The sequence below is a fragment of the Pseudacidovorax intermedius genome, assembly GCF_001476815.1.
Lineage (GTDB): Bacteria > Pseudomonadota > Gammaproteobacteria > Burkholderiales > Burkholderiaceae_C > Xenophilus > Xenophilus intermedius_A.
Window position 1 is genome coordinate 1 of the sequence record NZ_LDSL01000086.1, and the last position, 16,802, is coordinate 16,802.

Annotated in this window: 12 protein-coding genes; all 12 read left to right on the plus strand. The window is 68.4% G+C overall.

What is annotated here, in order from left to right; all coding sequences use genetic code 11:
* A partial coding sequence (locus NS331_RS14015; protein WP_058642600.1) for a porin occupies positions 1–1,062 on the plus strand: 1,062 nt, incomplete at its 5' end.
* 292 nt (positions 1,063–1,354) lie between these two features.
* The gene (locus NS331_RS14020) at positions 1,355–2,914 is read left to right on the plus strand and encodes an ABC transporter substrate-binding protein (protein WP_058642601.1); all 1,560 of its coding nucleotides are present in this window, start codon (positions 1,355–1,357) and stop codon (positions 2,912–2,914) included.
* Positions 2,915–3,172: 258 nt separating this feature from the next.
* A complete protein-coding gene (locus NS331_RS14025; RefSeq protein WP_058642602.1) occupies positions 3,173–4,153 on the plus strand; it encodes an ABC transporter permease in 981 nt (326 codons plus the stop codon).
* 43 nt (positions 4,154–4,196) lie between these two features.
* Positions 4,197–5,480: a M20 aminoacylase family protein gene (locus tag NS331_RS14030; RefSeq protein WP_082702473.1), complete on the plus strand. Its 1,284-nt coding sequence runs from the start codon at positions 4,197–4,199 to the stop codon at positions 5,478–5,480.
* Between the two features lie 38 nt (positions 5,481–5,518).
* Positions 5,519–7,093, plus strand: a complete 1,575-nt coding sequence (locus NS331_RS14035; protein ID WP_058642603.1) for an ABC transporter substrate-binding protein — start codon at positions 5,519–5,521, stop codon at positions 7,091–7,093.
* Between the two features lie 143 nt (positions 7,094–7,236).
* The gene (locus NS331_RS14040; protein ID WP_058642604.1) at positions 7,237–8,148 is read left to right on the plus strand and encodes an ABC transporter permease; all 912 of its coding nucleotides are present in this window, start codon (positions 7,237–7,239) and stop codon (positions 8,146–8,148) included.
* 17 nt (positions 8,149–8,165) lie between these two features.
* Positions 8,166–9,236, plus strand: a complete 1,071-nt coding sequence (locus NS331_RS14045; protein WP_058642605.1) for an ABC transporter ATP-binding protein — start codon at positions 8,166–8,168, stop codon at positions 9,234–9,236.
* Complete coding sequence (locus NS331_RS14050; RefSeq protein WP_058642606.1) at positions 9,233–10,270, plus strand: ABC transporter ATP-binding protein; 1,038 nt, start codon at positions 9,233–9,235, stop codon at positions 10,268–10,270. Before NS331_RS14045 ends, NS331_RS14050 begins: the two co-directional genes overlap by 4 nt.
* A gap of 119 nt (positions 10,271–10,389) precedes the next feature.
* Positions 10,390–11,421 carry an ABC transporter substrate-binding protein gene (locus tag NS331_RS14055; protein ID WP_058642607.1) on the plus strand — a complete coding sequence of 344 codons (1,032 nt, stop codon included), beginning with the start codon at positions 10,390–10,392 and terminating at the stop codon, positions 11,419–11,421.
* Positions 11,422–13,638, plus strand: a complete 2,217-nt coding sequence (locus tag NS331_RS14060) for an ABC transporter permease (RefSeq protein ID WP_058642608.1) — start codon at positions 11,422–11,424, stop codon at positions 13,636–13,638.
* Entirely contained in the window at positions 13,635–14,681 is a 1,047-nt protein-coding gene (locus tag NS331_RS14065; protein ID WP_058642609.1) for an ABC transporter ATP-binding protein, read from the plus strand. The genes NS331_RS14060 and NS331_RS14065 overlap by 4 nt, the downstream gene beginning before the upstream one ends.
* A gap of 98 nt (positions 14,682–14,779) precedes the next feature.
* Positions 14,780–16,750 carry a bifunctional metallophosphatase/5'-nucleotidase gene (locus tag NS331_RS14070; protein ID WP_082702474.1) on the plus strand — a complete coding sequence of 657 codons (1,971 nt, stop codon included), beginning with the start codon at positions 14,780–14,782 and terminating at the stop codon, positions 16,748–16,750.
* The last annotated feature ends 52 nt before the right edge of the window (positions 16,751–16,802 follow it).

The window sequence follows — 16,802 nt, forward strand, 5'->3', positions numbered from 1 at the left end:
GGCCTGAACAACTCGGCCAACAGCTCCAGCCGTCTGGGCTTCCGCGGTGTGGAAGACCTGGGTGGCGGCCTGGCTGCCAGCTTCTGGCTCGAAGGCGCTCTGGCCAACGACGATGGCAACGCCAGCGGCTTCAACTTCCAGCGTCGCTCGACCGTCAGCCTGTCGGGTCCCTTCGGTGAAGTTCGCCTGGGCCGTGACTACAAGCCGACGTTCTGGAACCTGACCGTGTTTGATCCGTTCGGCACCAACGGCGCCGGCTCGGCTCTGGTGCAGCGCGCCATTGCTGGCACCACCAACGTGCCCGGCATCGAAAGCTCGAACGTCCGCGCCAGCAACAGCGTCGGCTACTTCCTGCCCCCGAACCTGGGCGGCTTCTACGGCCAGGCCATGTACGGCTTCAGCGAACAGCTGAAGTACGACAACTTCCTGCAAGGCAACCTGAACAACAACAGCCGTACCGGCCGCTACTGGGGTGGCCGCTTCGGCTACGCCAACGGTCCTCTGGACGTGGCTGTGGCCTACGGCGAGCAAGTCAACGCCTCCAACTTCACCGTTGGCACCAACAACCTGTCGAAGAACTTCAACGTCGGCGGCAGCTACGACTTCGGCGTCGTGAAGCTGTTCGCTCAGTACGTGAACGTCAAGGGTGAAGTGGACTACTCGGGCAACAACCAGCCCCTGTTCAACCCCGACACCAAGCTCGACGGCGCGCTGCTGGGTGTGGTCGTGCCGGTCGGCGCTGGCCAGATCAAGGCTTCCTACGGCCACGTGAAGTACCGTGTCGACCAGAACCCCCTGGTGTTCCTGGCCAACCCGTTCTTCCAGTACAACGCCCCCAAGGCTGACCAACTGGCTCTGGGCTACGTCCACAACCTGAGCAAGCGCACCGCCCTGTACGCCACCGTGGCTTACATTAAGAACAAGAACGGCGCCGACTTCAGCGCTGGTTCGCAGAACCTGACGGCTCCGTACGTCGCCACGTTCACCAACGCCTTCGGTACCGGCGCGTACGTGCCGAAGACCTCGGTGGGCTACGACTTCGGTATCCGCCACTCGTTCTAATTCGACGCTGGCGAAAGCCAGCTTCGATGACAGTTCGACAAAGCCGCCTGGTGCAAGCTAGGCGGCTTTTTTCATGGCCGGTCCGGCATGCGCAGCGGTCAGGCGTCCATGACGCAGCATGCGCTCGGCCTGCGACGACAGACCGTGCTCAGGGTTGGGCCGACATCCATGGGCATGCGTCCCATGCCCCTGCAAGGCGACCTCCCCCGATTGCCGGATGGCATCGTCATTGCAATAGTCCCCTCTTCAAAACATCGACGAGGGGTCGCCTGTGAAATTCAAACGTGTGTGGATGCCGCTGGCCGCGGCACTGGTGCTGGGCACGGCGTTGCCATCGGCAGCCAGGACCTTCAAGTGGTCCAGTTCGAGCGACATCCCGACCATGGACATCCATTCCCAGAACAACGCACTGGGCAATGGCATTCACGCGGCCATCTACGACGCGCTGGTCTACTACAACAGCAAGACCTTCAAGCCGGAGCCGCAACTGGCCACGGCCTGGAAGACCCTCTCACCCACGCAGGTGCGCTTCACCCTGCGCAGCGGCGTGAAGTTCAGCGACGGCTCGGCGCTGACCCCTGAGGACGTGGTGTATTCGATTACCCGCGCCATGGCCAAGACGTCCAACTACGCCGTGTACGCGCAGGGCATCGACAAGGTGGTCAAGGTGGATGCGAACACGGTCGACATCCTGCTGAAGTCGCCGACGCCCACGCTGATCAACCAGCTGACCGAACTGCGCATCATGAGCCGCGCTTGGGCCGAGAAGAACCGCTCGCTGGAGCCCAAGGACATCAAGACGCAGGAAGAGACCTTCGCCCACCGCAATGCGATGGGCACGGGCCCCTACATGGTCAAGGAATGGCAGCCCGACCAGCGGCTGGTGATGGTGGCCAACCCCCACTACTGGGGCAAGAACCCCACCAACGTGACCGAGATCGTCTACACGCCCATCAAGTCGCAGGCCACGCGGCTGGCGGCGCTGCTGTCGGGCGAGACGGACTTCGTGCTCGACCCCAGTCCGCAGGACCTGGGCCGCTTGCGCAACAACGCCGACATCAAGGTGATCGACGGCGTCGAGAACCGCACCATCTTCCTGGGCATGGACCAGTTTCGCGACGAACTGCCCGGTTCCAACGTCAAAGGCAAGAACCCGCTCAAGGACGTGCGCGTGCGCAAGGCGCTCTACCAGGCCATCGACATCAATGCGATCCACCGCGTGACCATGCGCGGCCTGTCGCAGAACACCGGCACCGTCATCGCGCCCCAGGTCAACGGCTGGACCCGAAAGGCCGACGTGCGCTGGCCCTACGACGTGGCGGCGGCGCAGAAGCTGCTGGCCGAGGCGGGCTATCCGCAAGGCTTCGAAGTGGACTTCGCCTGCTCCAACAACCGCTACATCAACGACGAGGCGATCTGCCAGGCCGTCACGGCGATGTGGGCGCGCATCGGCATCAAGGCCAAGCTGCGCACGCTGCCGCTGGTGACCTACTTCCCGATGATCCAGCGCTACGAAGCCAGCATCTACATGCTGGGCTGGGGCGTGCCCACCTTCGATGCGCTCTACAGCCTGCAATCGCTGCTGCGCACGGTGGGCGCGGGCGGCGACGGCAACTACAACGTGGGCCGCTACTCCAATCCGCAGATGGATGCGCTGGTCGAGCGCGTGAAGGTCGAGACCGACCTGCAGGTGCGCAACGAACTGCTCGAGAAGGCGCTGCTGCTGTCGCACGAGGACGTGGCCTACCTGCCGCTGCACAACCAGGTGATCCCCTGGGCCATGCGCAAGAACATCGAGGCGATCCACCGCGCCGACAACCGCATCGACTGGCGCAACGTGCGGGTGAACTGAGGCCGGTGACGCCTGGCGTCAGGTCAGGTCCGGCGCGGCTCGGCACTCTGGGCCTGCAGCACCTGTCGCCGGACGGTGGGCGCTTCGCGCGTCGCAGGGCGGCCCTCGATGTGCCGATGCCTCGGACCGGCCCCTAGTGCTTTCCATGAACCAAAACGGGGCAAGGTTCGTCCATTTGGTCTTATGCTCGCGCGGGCCGGAGTCGCAGCCTGGGCATGTCCCTTGCTGCGCTCTCCGCTTCGAGGAATTTCCCCACGCATGCTTGCCTTCGTTCTGCGCCGCCTGATCCAGGCCGTCATCGTCATGGTGGCGGTGGCCTTCATCGCCTTCCTGCTGTTCCAGTACGTGGGCGACCCCGTCGTCTTCCTGCTCGGGCAGGACGCGACGCCGGACCAGATCCGCGAACTGCGCTCGGCGCTGGGCCTGGACAAGCCCTTCTTCGTCCAGTACTGGCACTTCCTCATCAATGCCGCGCAGGGCGAATTCGGCCTGAGCCTGCGGCAGGGCGCCAAGGTGTCGAGCCTGATCGCGGAGCGCTTCCCGGCCACGCTGGAGCTGGCCTTCGTCGCGGCCGGCCTGGCGCTGCTGCTGGGCATTCCGATGGGCGTGTATGCGGCGCTGCGCCGCGGCAGCTTCACGAGCCAGCTGTTCATGACGCTGTCGCTGCTGGGTGTGTCGCTGCCCACCTTCCTGATCGGCATCCTGCTGATCCTGGTGTTCGCGGTGCACCTGGGCTGGTTCCCCAGCTTCGGCCGCGGAGACATCGTGCAGATCGGCTGGTGGCGCACCGGCCTGCTGACGCTCGACGGCTGGCACCACCTGGTGCTGCCGGCCGTGACGCTGGCCATCTTCCAGCTCACGCTGATCATGCGGCTGGTGCGCGCCGAGATGCTCGAGGTGCTGCGCACCGACTACATCAAGTTCGCGCGGGCGCGAGGCCTGTCCAACCGGGCCATCCACTTCGGCCATGCGCTCAAGAACACGCTGGTGCCGGTGATGACCATCACCGGTCTGCAGCTGGGCGGGCTGATCGCCTTCGCCATCATCACCGAGACGGTGTTCCAGTGGCCCGGCATGGGCCTGCTGTTCATCCAGGCCGTGACCTTCGCCGACATTCCGGTGATGGCGGCCTACCTGTGCCTCATCGCGCTGATCTTCGTCGTGATCAACCTGGTGGTGGACCTGCTCTATTTCGCCGTCGATCCGCGGCTGCGCGTGGGCAAGGCGGGCGGCCACTGATGCGGCCGCGCGAACCCTTTTGCCGCGCAGCGATCCTTCAGCCATGAACCCACAACGCCTGTACGCCAACGGGCGGGCCTTCGAACACATCGCCCGCTTCCATCCCGAACTCACTGCCTTCCGGCGCGACCTGCACGCGAACCCCGAACTGGGCTTCGAGGAGGTCTACACCGCCGGGCGCGTCCAGGCCGCCCTGAAGGCCTGCGGCGTGGACGAGATCCACACCGGCATCGGCAAGACCGGCGTGGTCGGCGTCATCCGGGGCCGCTCCACCGCCAGCCGCCGCATGATCGGCCTGCGCGCCGACATGGACGCGCTGCCGATGAAGGAAGACAACGACCTGCCCTGGTGCTCCGCCAAGTCGGGCCTGATGCACGGCTGCGGCCACGACGGCCACACCGCCATGCTGGTGGGCGCGGCGCGCTACCTGGCCGAGACGCGCAACTTCGACGGCACCGCGGTGCTGATCTTCCAGCCCGGCGAAGAGGGTTTCGCCGGCGCCCGCGTGATGATCGAGGACGGGCTGTTCGAGCGCTTTCCCGTCGATGCCGTCTATGCCATGCACAACTGGCCGGCCCTGCCCGCCGGCACCATCGGCATCAACCGCGGCGCCATGATGGCGGCGGCGGACCGCATCACCATCCGCATCACGGGCAAGGGCGGCCATGGCGCGCATGCCTACCTGACGGTCGACCCGGTCGTGGTCGCGGCCCACATCATCACGGCGGCGCAAACCATCGCTTCGCGCACGGTGCGGCCCATCGATGCCGCGGTGGTCAGCCTGTGCGCCGTGCAGGCGGGCGACCTCGACGCCTTCAGCGTCATCCCCGGCACCGCCACGCTGGTGGGCACGGTGCGCACCTTCAGCTCGCGCGTGCAGGCGCAGGTCGAGCAGCGCCTGCGCGAACTCTGCACCCAGGTGGCGGCGGCCTTCGGCGCCACGGCCGAACTGGCGTACGAGCGCATCTACCCCGCCACCATCAACACCGCACCCGAGGCGCAGTTCGCCGGCGACGTGGCGGCCGCCATCGTGGGCGAGGGCAACGTGGACCGCCAACTGGAGCCCAGCATGGGCGCGGAGGACTTCTCCTTCATGCTGCAGAAGAAGGCTGGCGCCTACCTGCGCCTCGGCCAGGATGCCCGCGGCGGTGCCTTCCTGCACAACAGCCGCTACGACTTCAACGACGACATCCTGCCCCTGGGCGCCGCGCTGCACGCGGGCCTGGTGGAGCAGGGCATGCCGCTGCCGGGCCAGGCCGGCGGCGGCGAGCCGGCCGCCGCCATCCGCGGCGCTGCCAACGACAGCACCGCTACCGCGGTGCGATGACCCTGTCCCGTGCCTTGACCAACCCGAGGAGTGATTCCATGAGCTTCAAGAAAAAAGCCGCCGTCGCGGCCGTGCTGGCCGCGGCCAGCCTGATCGCCAGCGCGCAGACGGTGCGCATCGCCAACCAGGGCGATGCGCTGTCCCTGGACCCGCATTCGCTCAATGAATCGCTCCAGCTGTCGGTGGACCTGAACGTCTACGAGGGCCTGACCGACCGCAACAAGGACCTGAGCCTGGCGCCCGGCCTGGCCACCTCGTGGAAGCAGACCGCCCCCGACACCTGGCGCTTCGAACTGCGCAAGGGCGTCTCCTTCCATGACGGCACGCCCTTCACGGCCGACGACGTGATCTTCAGCATCGCCCGCGCCTCCGGCGACGGCTCGGACGTCAAGGCCAAGGTCAACGACATCCAGGAAGTGCGCAAGGTCAACGACCATGCGGTGGACATCATCACCAAGGGCCCGTTCCCGATCCTGCCCGACGTGCTGTCCGACCTCGCCATCATGAGCAAGAAGTGGTGCGAGGAGAACAAGGCCGAGAAGCCCGTCGACCGCCGCAAGGGCATCGAGAACACCGCCTCCTTCAAGGCCAACGGCACCGGCCCCTTCCGCGTGCGCGAGCGCCAGCCCAACGTGCGCACGGTGTTCGTGCGCAACATGAACTACTGGGGCAAGATCGAAGGCAACGCGCAGGAAGTGATCTTCACGCCCATCGCCAACCCGGCCACCCGCGTGGCGGCCCTGGTCTCCGGCGAAGTGGACGTGATGGAGCCGGTGCCGCTGCAGGACATCGCCCGCATCAACGCCAGCCCCACGGCGCGCGCGGTGGTCGGCCCCGAGTTGCGCACCATCTTCCTCGGCATGGACCAGAAGCGCGACGAGCTGCTGTACTCCAACGTCAAGGGCAAGAACCCCTTCAAGGACAAGCGCGTGCGCCAGGCCTTCTACCAGGCCATCGACATCGCCGGCATCCAGCGCACGGTGATGCGCGGCGCCTCCCGACCCACCGCGCTGCTGGTCGGTCCGGGCATCAACGGCTGGAACGAGGCACAGGACAAGCGCCTGCCCTACGACCCCGAAGCGTCTAAGAAGCTGCTGGCGGATGCCGGCTACCCCAACGGCTTCGAGGTCACCATGAACTGCCCCAACGACCGCTACGTCAACGACGCGCAGGTCTGCCAGGCGGTGGCGGCCAACCTGGCGCGCGTGGGCGTCAAGATCAACCTGGCGGCCGAGACCAAGGGCACCTATTTCCCGAAGGTCCTGCGCCGCGACACCAGCTTCTACCTGCTGGGCTGGACGCCTTCGACCTACGACTCGCACAACGCGCTGGACGCGCTGATGCGCTGCCCGAACGAGAAGGACGGCAGCGGCCAGTTCAACCTGGGCGCCTACTGCAATCCCAAGTTGGACGAGCTGATCGGCCAGATCAAGTCCGAGACGGACAAGGCCAAGCGCCAGGGCCTGATCGAAGCGGCCTTCAAGATCCACACCGACGACATCGGCCACCTGCCGCTGCACCAGCAGTCGCTGGCCTGGGGCGTGAGCAAGAAGGTGTCGCTGACGCAGCGGGCCGACAACTTCATGCCCTTCAAGTGGATCAGCATCAAGTGATCGGCCGGGCGTGAGGGCAGCCAGCGGCTGAACATCACGCACGCACCGCCCTGGCCGTGCAGAACGATGGCCAGGGCGGCACGCACTTCGCTTGGCAGGGTGACGGGCGCCAGATTCGCCCCTCGCCCATTACCTCTCCCTCGATGAAGAACACGCTCCTCCGTTGGCTCGACAGCGATGTCGGCCACAGTTTCAGGACCTCGCCCGTGGCGGTCGCGGCGGCGGTCATCGCCTTCGTCTGCATCTTCTGCTCGGTGTTCGCCGGCTGGGTGGCGCCGCACAACCCCTTCGATCTTGCGTCGCTGGAGCTGGGCGACGCGCGGCTGCCACCGGCCTGGAGCGAGGGCGGCAGCAGCAAGTACCTGCTGGGCACCGACGACCAGGGCCGCGACATCCTCTCGGCGCTGATCTACGGCGCGCGCATCTCGCTGGTGGTGGGCGTGGTGTCGGTGATCCTGTCGGTGGTGGTGGGCGTGCTGCTGGGTCTGCTGGCAGGCTTTCTCGGTGGCTGGCTCGACGCCTTCCTGATGCGGCTGTGCGACGTGATGCTGTCCTTTCCGCCCATCCTGGTGGCGCTGCTGATCGCGGGCGTGGGCCGGGCGCTCTTTCCCAACGCGCACGAGTCGCTGGCCTTCGGCGTGCTGATCATCTCGATCTCGCTCACCGGCTGGGTGCAGTACGCGCGCACGGTGCGCGGCTCCACGCTGGTGGAGCGCAGCAAGGAGTACGTGCAGGCCGCGCGGGTCACCGGCGTGGCGCCGCTGCGCATCATGCTGCGCCACGTGCTGCCGAACGTGACGGGGCCGGTGCTGGTGCTGGCCACCATCCAGGTGGCCACGGCGATCATCACCGAGGCCACGCTGAGCTTTCTGGGCGTCGGCGTGCCACCCACCTCGCCCTCGCTGGGCACGCTGATCCGCGTGGGCAACGACTACCTGTTCTCCGGCGAATGGTGGATCACCGTCTTTCCCGGGGCCATGCTGGTGCTGATCGCGCTGTCGGTGAACCTGCTGGGCGACTGGCTGCGCGACGCATTGAACCCCCGGCTGCGGTGAGAGAAGGACGGACTGCCATGAGCCTTCTTCAAGTCAAGAACCTCGTCGTCGAATTCCCCGGCCGCCGCGGCACGCTGCGGGCGCTGGACGACATTTCCTTCGACATCGCGCCGGGCGAGATCCTGGGCGTGGTGGGCGAGTCGGGTGCCGGCAAGTCGCTCACCGGCGCGGCCATCATCGGCCTGCTGGAGCCGCCCGGGCGCGTGGCCGGCGGGCAGATCCTGCTGCAGGGCCAGCGCATCGACAACCTCGGCTACGAGCAGATGCGCCACATCCGCGGCCGCAAGATCGGCGCGATCTTTCAGGATCCGCTGACCTCGCTGAACCCGCTCTACACCGTGGGCCGGCAGCTGGTGGAGACCATCCGCGCGCACCTGCCCGTGACTGAGGCCGAGGCCAAGCGCCGCGCCATCGCGCTGCTCCAGGACACGGGCATTCCGGCCGCCGAGCAGCGCATCGACCACTTCCCGCACCAGTTCTCCGGCGGCATGCGCCAGCGCGTGGTGATCGCGCTCGCCCTGGCGGCCGAGCCGCAGCTGATCGTGGCCGACGAGCCCACCACCGCGCTGGACGTGTCGATCCAGGCGCAGATCATCCAGCTGCTCAAGCGCCTGTGCCGCGAGCGCGGCGCGGCCGTCATGCTGATCACCCACGACATGGGCGTGATCGCCGAGACCTGCGACCGCGTGGCCGTGATGTACGCCGGCCGCATCGCCGAGATCGGCCCCGTGCACGAGGTGATCCACCAGCCCGCACATCCCTATACAGGCGGGCTGATGGCGTCGATCCCGGAGATGGACAGCGACCGCGAGCGGCTGAACCAGATCGACGGCGCCATGCCGCGCCTCAATGCGATTCCCAAGGGCTGCGCCTACAACCCGCGCTGCCCGCGGGTGTTCGACCGCTGCCTGCAGGAGCGGCCCGAGTTGATGGCCGCCGGCGCCACCCGCGCCGCCTGCTGGCTGCACGATGGGGCCGACCCGCATCGCGGCCACGACCGCCTGGCCGCGCAGCATGCTGCCGCGTTGGCGCAGGGCGAACGTGCGACGCCCGATGCCGCCACGCCCGTTCAGGAGATCGACGAATGAGCGCCGTGCTCGTGTCTTCCAACGCCCAGGCGGCCGCCGGCACGGCGCCGCTGGTCGTCGCCCACGACCTGGCCCGCACCTTCGACGTGTCGGCGCCCTGGCTCAACCGCGTGCTCGAGCGCAAGCCCCGCACCCTGCTGCACGCCGTCGACGGCGTGAGCTTCGAGATCGAGCGCGGCAAGACGCTGGCGCTGGTGGGCGAATCGGGCTGCGGCAAGAGCACCGTGGCGCGCCTGCTGGTGGGCCTGTACGAGCCCACGCGCGGCGGCATGCGCTTCGACGGCCAGGATGCGCATGCGGCCTACCGCACGGCCGCGGGCCGGCAGCTGCGCCGGCGCATCCAGATGATCTTCCAGGACCCGTACGCCAGTCTCAATCCGCGCTGGGTGGTCGAGGACATCATTGCCGAGCCGATGCGCGAGCACGGCATCCTGCGCGAGAAGGCGGCGGTGCGCGAGCGCGTGGGCGAACTGCTGCGCTCGGTGGGCCTGTCGCCGCTGGACATGGCCAAGTACCCGCACCAGTTCTCGGGCGGGCAGCGCCAGCGCATCTCGATCGCGCGGGCGCTGGCCACCGCGCCCGAGTTCCTGGTCTGCGACGAGCCGACCTCGGCCCTGGACGTGAGCGTCCAGGCCCAGGTGCTCAACATCATGAAGGACCTGCAGCGCGAGCGCGGGCTGACCTACCTGTTCATCTCGCACAACCTGGCGGTGGTGCGGCACGTGAGCGACCAGGTGGGCGTGATGTACCTGGGCCGGCTGGTGGAGCTGGCCGACAAGGCGCAGCTCTTCGCGCAGCCGCGCCATCCCTACACGCGCATGCTGCTGGATGCGATTCCGCAGATGCATGCCACCGGCCGCGACCGCACGCCGGTGCAGGGCGAGGTGCCCAATCCGCTGAACCCGCCGACCGGCTGCGCCTTCCATCCGCGCTGCCCGCATGCCAACGCGCGCTGCTCGGCCGAGCGGCCGGCGCTGCAGTCCATCGGCGGCGTGCGCGTGGCCTGCCACGCGGTGGAAGAGGGGCGCATCTGATCCGCTGAGAGAAGGGCGCCGCACCAGCGGTAGTTCCACCGATGACGGAGGCCGGCCCGGGGCGTATGGTCGGCAGCCCGGTCCGGCGACGCCGGGCCCTCTCCCTTTCCGGAATCGAGATGCCCCGACAACAACACAACTTCCGGCGCGCCCTGGTGGCGGTCGCCTTGACCGCAGCCGCCTCGGCCGCCAGCGCCCAGCAGGTCAACGTCATCTGCTCCGTGCAGGCCGACTGGTGCAACATGATCGCCACCGTCTATGCCCGCACCACCGGCGTCAAGATCAACCTGGCGCTCAAGGGCTCCGGCGAGGCGCTGGCCCAGCTGATCGCCGAACGCGACAACCCCAAGACCGACGTCTGGTTCGGCGGCACCGGCGACCCGCACCTGCAGGCGGCCGAGCAGAACCTCACGCTGGAGTACAAGTCGCCGTCGCTGCCGCAGCTCTACCCGTGGGCGCAGCAGCAGGCCCAGCAGTCGGGCTTCCGCACCGTGGGCATCTATTCGGGCCCGCTGGGCTTCGGCTACAACACCGAGCTGCTCGCCAAGAAGAAGCTGCCGGTGCCGCGCAGCTGGGCCGACCTGCTCAAGCCCGAATACAAGGGCGACATCCAGGTGGCCAACCCTGCATCGAGCGGCACGGCCTACACCATGATCGCCACACTGGTGCAGCTGATGGGCGAAGACAAGGCCTTCGAGTACCTCAAGGGTCTGCACAAGAATGTGTCGACTTACACCCGCTCGGGCACCGGCCCGATCAAGGCCGTGGCGCGCGGCGAGACGGCGGTGTCGATCAGCTTCGTGCACGACGCGCCGCAGGAGAAGATGCAGGGCTTCCCGGTCGAGACGGTGACGCCGTCCGAAGGCACCGGCGCCGAGATCGGCTCCATGAGCATCGTCAAGGGCGCCCGCAACCTGGAGCAGGCCAAAAAGTTCTACGAATGGGCGCTGACGCCGCAGGCGCAGGCCTTCGGCGCGGCGGCCAAGCAGTACCAGCTGCCGTCGAACAAGGCCACGGTGGTCGATCCCAACGTGCCCGACTTCAAGAAGATCAAGCTGATCAACTACGACTACAAGACCTACGGCGCCAGCGCCGAGCGGCGACGCCTGATCGCGCGCTGGGAAAAGGAAGTCAACTCGCTGCCCCGCTGAGTGCGCGCGCATCGTTCGACCGCGGCGGCCTGGTCGTGCATCGCGATCGGGCTCGTCGCCTATGGGCTGCTGCCCTGGTATGCGATCCAGGACACCAGCTGGTGGCAGGCGCTGCCGGGCATCTGGCGTGAAGGTGATGCGGCCAATGGGCTGATCCAGGCTGCGAAGCAGGGGCGGCCGTGGCTGTTCGCAGGGCTTGCCGGGCTCGTGCTGTGCATGGTCGGCGCCAATCTTGCGCCGGGACGCGCGCAGGGCCGGTGGTGGCTGGCCGGGGGCGGTCTGGGCGCGCTGGCGATCGCGGCCTCGGGCCTGGTCATCGGCGCGCGGGGCTGGAGCTTCGCGGCCTTCAATACCCTCTTTGGCGAACTGCAGGTCAACCAGTTCGGCATCGGCATCGGCGGCTTCGTCGCCTTCGCCATGCTGGTCGTGCTCGCCGCTTTCGGACTGGCCCGGCTGGGCTTCTTCCGCGGCGACCTGTTCGTGTCGGCGGCGGTCGTCGGCTGCGCTCTGGTGCTGCTCATGTTCATCGGCTGGCCAGTGGGCAAGGCGCTGTCTGCGGCCTTCTTCGACGAGGACGGCCATGCCTCGCTCGCCGCCTTCGGCGCGCGGGTGTTCACCGAGCGCATCTGGGGCCTGGGCTGCATGGGCGGCGGCACGGGTTGCGGCGTGGCCTGGAACACGCTCCTTCTCGCACTGCTCACGGCCGCCGGCACCACCTTCCTCGGTACGCTGATCGCGCTGATGGCGGAGCGTGGCGCGCGGCGCTGGCAGGGGCCGCTCAAGGTGGTGGCGCTGCTGCCCATCATCACGCCGCCCTTCGTGGTGGGCCTGGGGCTGATCCTGCTGTTCGGCCGCGCGGGTGTGGTCAACCAGGCGCTGGAGGCCTGGTTCGGCATTCCGGCCACGCGCTGGTTCTACGGCCTGCCGGGCATCCTGACGGCGCAGCTCTTCGCCTTCACGCCCATCGCCTTCATGATCATGCGCGGCGTGGTGCAGGGCATCGCGCCCAGCCTGGAAGAGGCGGCGCTGATGCTGCGCGCCGACCGCTGGCACACCTTCCGCACCGTCACGCTGCCGCTGCTCAAGCCGGGGCTGGCGAATGCCTTCCTGGTGGGCTTCATCGAGAGCATCGCGGACTTCGGCAACCCGGTGGTGGTGGGCGGCCAGTACTCGGTGCTGTCCACCGACATCTTCTTCGCCATCGTGGGCGCGCAGTACGACCAGGGCCGCGCGGCCTCGCTGGCCTGGGTGCTGACGATCTTCGCCCTCCTGGTGTTCGCGGTGCAGCGCGGCCTGCTGGGCCGGCAGAACTTCACCACGGTGAGCGGCAAGGGCGATGCCGGCGTGCCGATGCCGCTGCCCACCGGCGTGCTGCGCACCGTGCAGTGCGTGGCGCTGCCGTGGATCGCGTTCACCGTCGTGGTGTACCTGTTCGCCTTCGCGGGCGGCTTCGTGCAGACCTGGGGCCGCGACTACACGCTCACGCTGCAGCACTTCCGCACGGCGTTCTCGCTGGAGTGGGGGCAGTTCGGGCTGGTGTGGGCGGGCACGGCGTGGAACTCGCTGTGGACCACGCTCAAGCTGGCAGGCCTGTCGGCGCCGCTCACCGCGGGGCTGGGGCTGCTGATCGCCTGGCTGCTGGCGCGCAACGAATTCAAGGGGCAGGGCGCCTTCGAATTCGCAGCCCTGCTGGCCTTCGCGATTCCGGGCACGGTGCTGGGCGTGAGCTACATCCTGGCCTTCAACGTGCCGCCGCTGGAGTTGACGGGCACCGGCCTGGTCATCGTGCTGTGCTTCATGTTCCGCAACCTGCCGGTGGGCGTGCGGGCGGGCACGGCGGCCTTCAAGCAGCTCGACCGTTCGTTGGACGAGGCCTCGCTGATGCTGCGCGCCTCCACCGCGCAGACGCTGCTGCGGGTGGTGCTGCCGCTGCTCAAGCCGGCGCTGGTGGCGGCGCTGGTCTACAGCTTCGTGCGGGCCATGACGACGGTGAGCGCGGTGATCTTCCTGGTCACGGCCGAGAACGAGCTGGCGACCACCTACATCATCGGCCGCGTGGGCAATGGCGACTACGGCGTCGCGCTGGCGTACTGCACGGTGCTGATCGTGCTGATGTCGCTGGCCATTGCGCTGATCCAGTTCGTGGTGGGCGAGCGCAAGCTGGGCCGGCGCAAGGCGCCCGGCCATCAAGGACACCACAAGATGGAGGCCGTATGAACGGCATCGAATTTCGCAACGTCACCAAGCGCTACGGCAGCGATGCCGACGCGCCGCTGGCCGTCAAGGGCATCAGCTTCGAGGTGCCCCAGGGCACGCTGACCACCATCCTCGGCCCGTCTGGCTGCGGCAAGACCACCACGCTGCGCATGATCGCGGGGCTGGAGTCGCCGACCTCGGGGCAGATCTTCATGGGCGGCCGCGACGTCACCACGCTCGGCCCGGCCGAGCGCAACGTGTCGATGATGTTCCAGAGCTATGCGCTCTTTCCGCACATGAACGTCATCGAGAACGTGGCCTACGGCCTGCGCATGAGCCGCGTGCCCAAGGCCGATGCCGCGGCGCGCGCCCGCGAAGCGCTGCGTGGCGTCGGGCTGGTGGGCTTCGACGAGCGCCTGCCCAGCGAGCTGTCTGGCGGCCAGCAGCAGCGCGTGGCTCTGGCGCGCGCCCTGGTGCTGGAGCCGGCGGTGCTGCTCTTCGACGAGCCGCTGTCCAACCTGGACGCCCGGCTGCGCCGCGAGATGCGTGAGGAGATCCGCGCCATCCAGCAGCGCCTGCAGCTCACCGTGGCCTACGTGACGCACGACCAGGGCGAGGCGCTGGCCGTGAGCGACCAGATCATCGTGATGGACCATGGCGTGATCGCCCAGCGCGGCACGCCCCAGGCGCTCTACAACCAGCCCGAGAGCGAATTCGTCGCCGGCTTCATGGGCGAGGCCATGGTCTTCGCCGCCACGGTCGAGGCGGACGGCCGCGTGCGCCTGGGCCCGCTCGCCCTCGTGCCACCGCGGCCGCTGGCACCCGGCCCGGTCAAGGTGGCGGTGCGGCCCGAGGCCTGGCGCATCGGCGCGGCCGATGGGCTGCCCGCCACCTGCACCAAGGCCGCCTACCTGGGCCATGGCTACGACTATGGCTTCAAGACCGAACTCGGCGACCTGTTCGTCGTTTCGGGCGATGCGCTGCACCCCCTGCGGCCGGGCGATGCCACGCGGCTGGCCCTGGGCGCGCAGGGCGTGTCCGTCGTGCAGGCCGCGGCCGGCTGAGGCCTCCTTCTTCGCTTCTTCATCGCTTCGTCATCCGGGCCGGCCAGCATGCGCGGTTCCGTACAACGAAGCACTGGGGAAGCGCCATGGATCGACACATGATCGGCACACTCGCCGCCGCCATCTGCCTGGGCCTGTCGGCCTGTGGCGGCGGCTCGTCCACCCTGCAGGTCGGCAGTGCCACGCCGCCAGCGGCCACGCCGGCACCTGCGCCATCGCCGACGCCCGCGCCAGCGCCCGCCCCGGCGGCCAGCCCAGTCCGGGCGCCGCTGGAGCTGACGCTGCTGCACATCAACGACCACCATTCCAACCTGGCCGCCAAGACGCGCACGCTGCAACTGCAGACCGCCGATGCCACGCGCAGCGCCGTCAGCGTCGAGGCCGCGGGCTTTCCGCGGGTGACGGCCGCCATCCAGCAGCTGGCCGCCGGCAAGCCCAACGTGCTCAAGCTGCATGCGGGCGACGCGCTCACCGGCACGCTGTTCTTCAACCGCGCCGGCGCCGACGGCGAGGCCGATGCGGCGCTGATGAACACCGTCTGCTTCGATGCCTTCACGCTGGGCAACCACGAATTCGACAAGGGCGACACCGGCCTGAAGAACTTCCTGGACCTGCTGCGCCAGGGCAGCTGCAAGACGCCCGCGCTGAGCGCCAACGTGAACTTCGGCGCCGGTTCGGCGCTCAATCCGGCGCGCGCGCCCGGCGCCGTGCAGCGCTCCACCGTGGTCGAACGCGGTGGGCAGAAGATCGGCATCGTGGGCCTGACCATCGCCGGCAAGACCAAGGCCTCCTCCAGCCCCGACGCCGACACCACCTTCGAGGACGAGACCACCGCCGCCCAGCGCGAGATCGACCGGCTGCGGGCCCAGGGCATCGACAAGATCGTGCTGATGAGCCACATCGGCTACGACTACGACCTGCAGGTGGCCAAGGCCCTGTCGGGCGTGGACGTGGTGGTGGGCGGCGACTCGCACACGCTGCTCGGCCCCGATGCGCTGACGACGCTGGGCGTGGGCTCGCCGGCCGGTGCCTACCCGACGCAGGTCACCAACAAGGACGGCAAGCGCGTCTGCGTGGTGCAGGCCTGGGAATACGCGCAGGTGGTGGGCGAGCTCAAGGTCAGCTTCGACGCCAACGGCGACGTCACGGCCTGCAGCGGCACGCCGCACGTGCTGGTGGGCGACAACTACACCGTGGGTGGCAAGGCACCCACCGATGCGCAGCTCAAGGCCATCCAGGCCGACGTGGCGGCCACCAACGGGCTGCTCTACACCGTGGCGCCCGATGCCACGGCCAGCGCCGTGCTCAAGCCCTTCGCCGACCGCATCGAGGTCTTCAACAAGACCGACGTGGCCGTGGCGGTCGACGAGCTGTGCTCGCGCCGCGTGCCGGGCGGTGTGGGCACGGTCGACTACTCGCGCTCCAGCAGCAGCTGCAACACGCTCGGCAGCGTGGCGCTGCGCGGCGGCGACATCCAGCAGCTGGTGGCCCAGGCCTACCTGGAAGTGGCGCAGAAGAAGTACGGCGGCGCCGACATCTCGCTGCAGAGCGGCGGCGGCGTGCGCATTCCGCTCGTCCCCGGCAAGGTGACGGCGGCGCAGGTGATCCAGGTGCTGCCCTTCGGCAACATGCTGTTCCGCCTGGACATCACCGGCGCCGAGGTCAAGGCCATGCTGGAGGACGGGCTCGACGCGGTCTACGGCACGGGCGGCACGACCGGCCCCTATCCCTACACCGGCGGCCTGCGCTTCGACGTGGACGCGCGCCTGGCCAAGGGCGCCCGCGCCAGCAACGTCGAGGTGCGCGATGCGAAGACCGGCGCCTGGGCGGCGCTGGATGCCGGCAAGACGTACAAGCTCTTCGTGCTGAGCTTCAATGCCACTGGCGGCGACGGCTACAAGACCCTGGCCGCCGTGCCGGCTGCGCGCCGGCTGGACATCGGCGTGCTCGATGCCGACGTGTTCATGGACTACATCCAGTCGCAGGCCAAGGATGCCACGACCGGCCTGCCGGCGCTGAAGAAGCTGCCGGTCGATCTGTACAGCACCAAGACCTACCAAGCGCCCTGAGCGGCGCAGGCTCTTCCGCCGAGGCGCGGCGGGCCGTTGCGCAAAAAGGAGA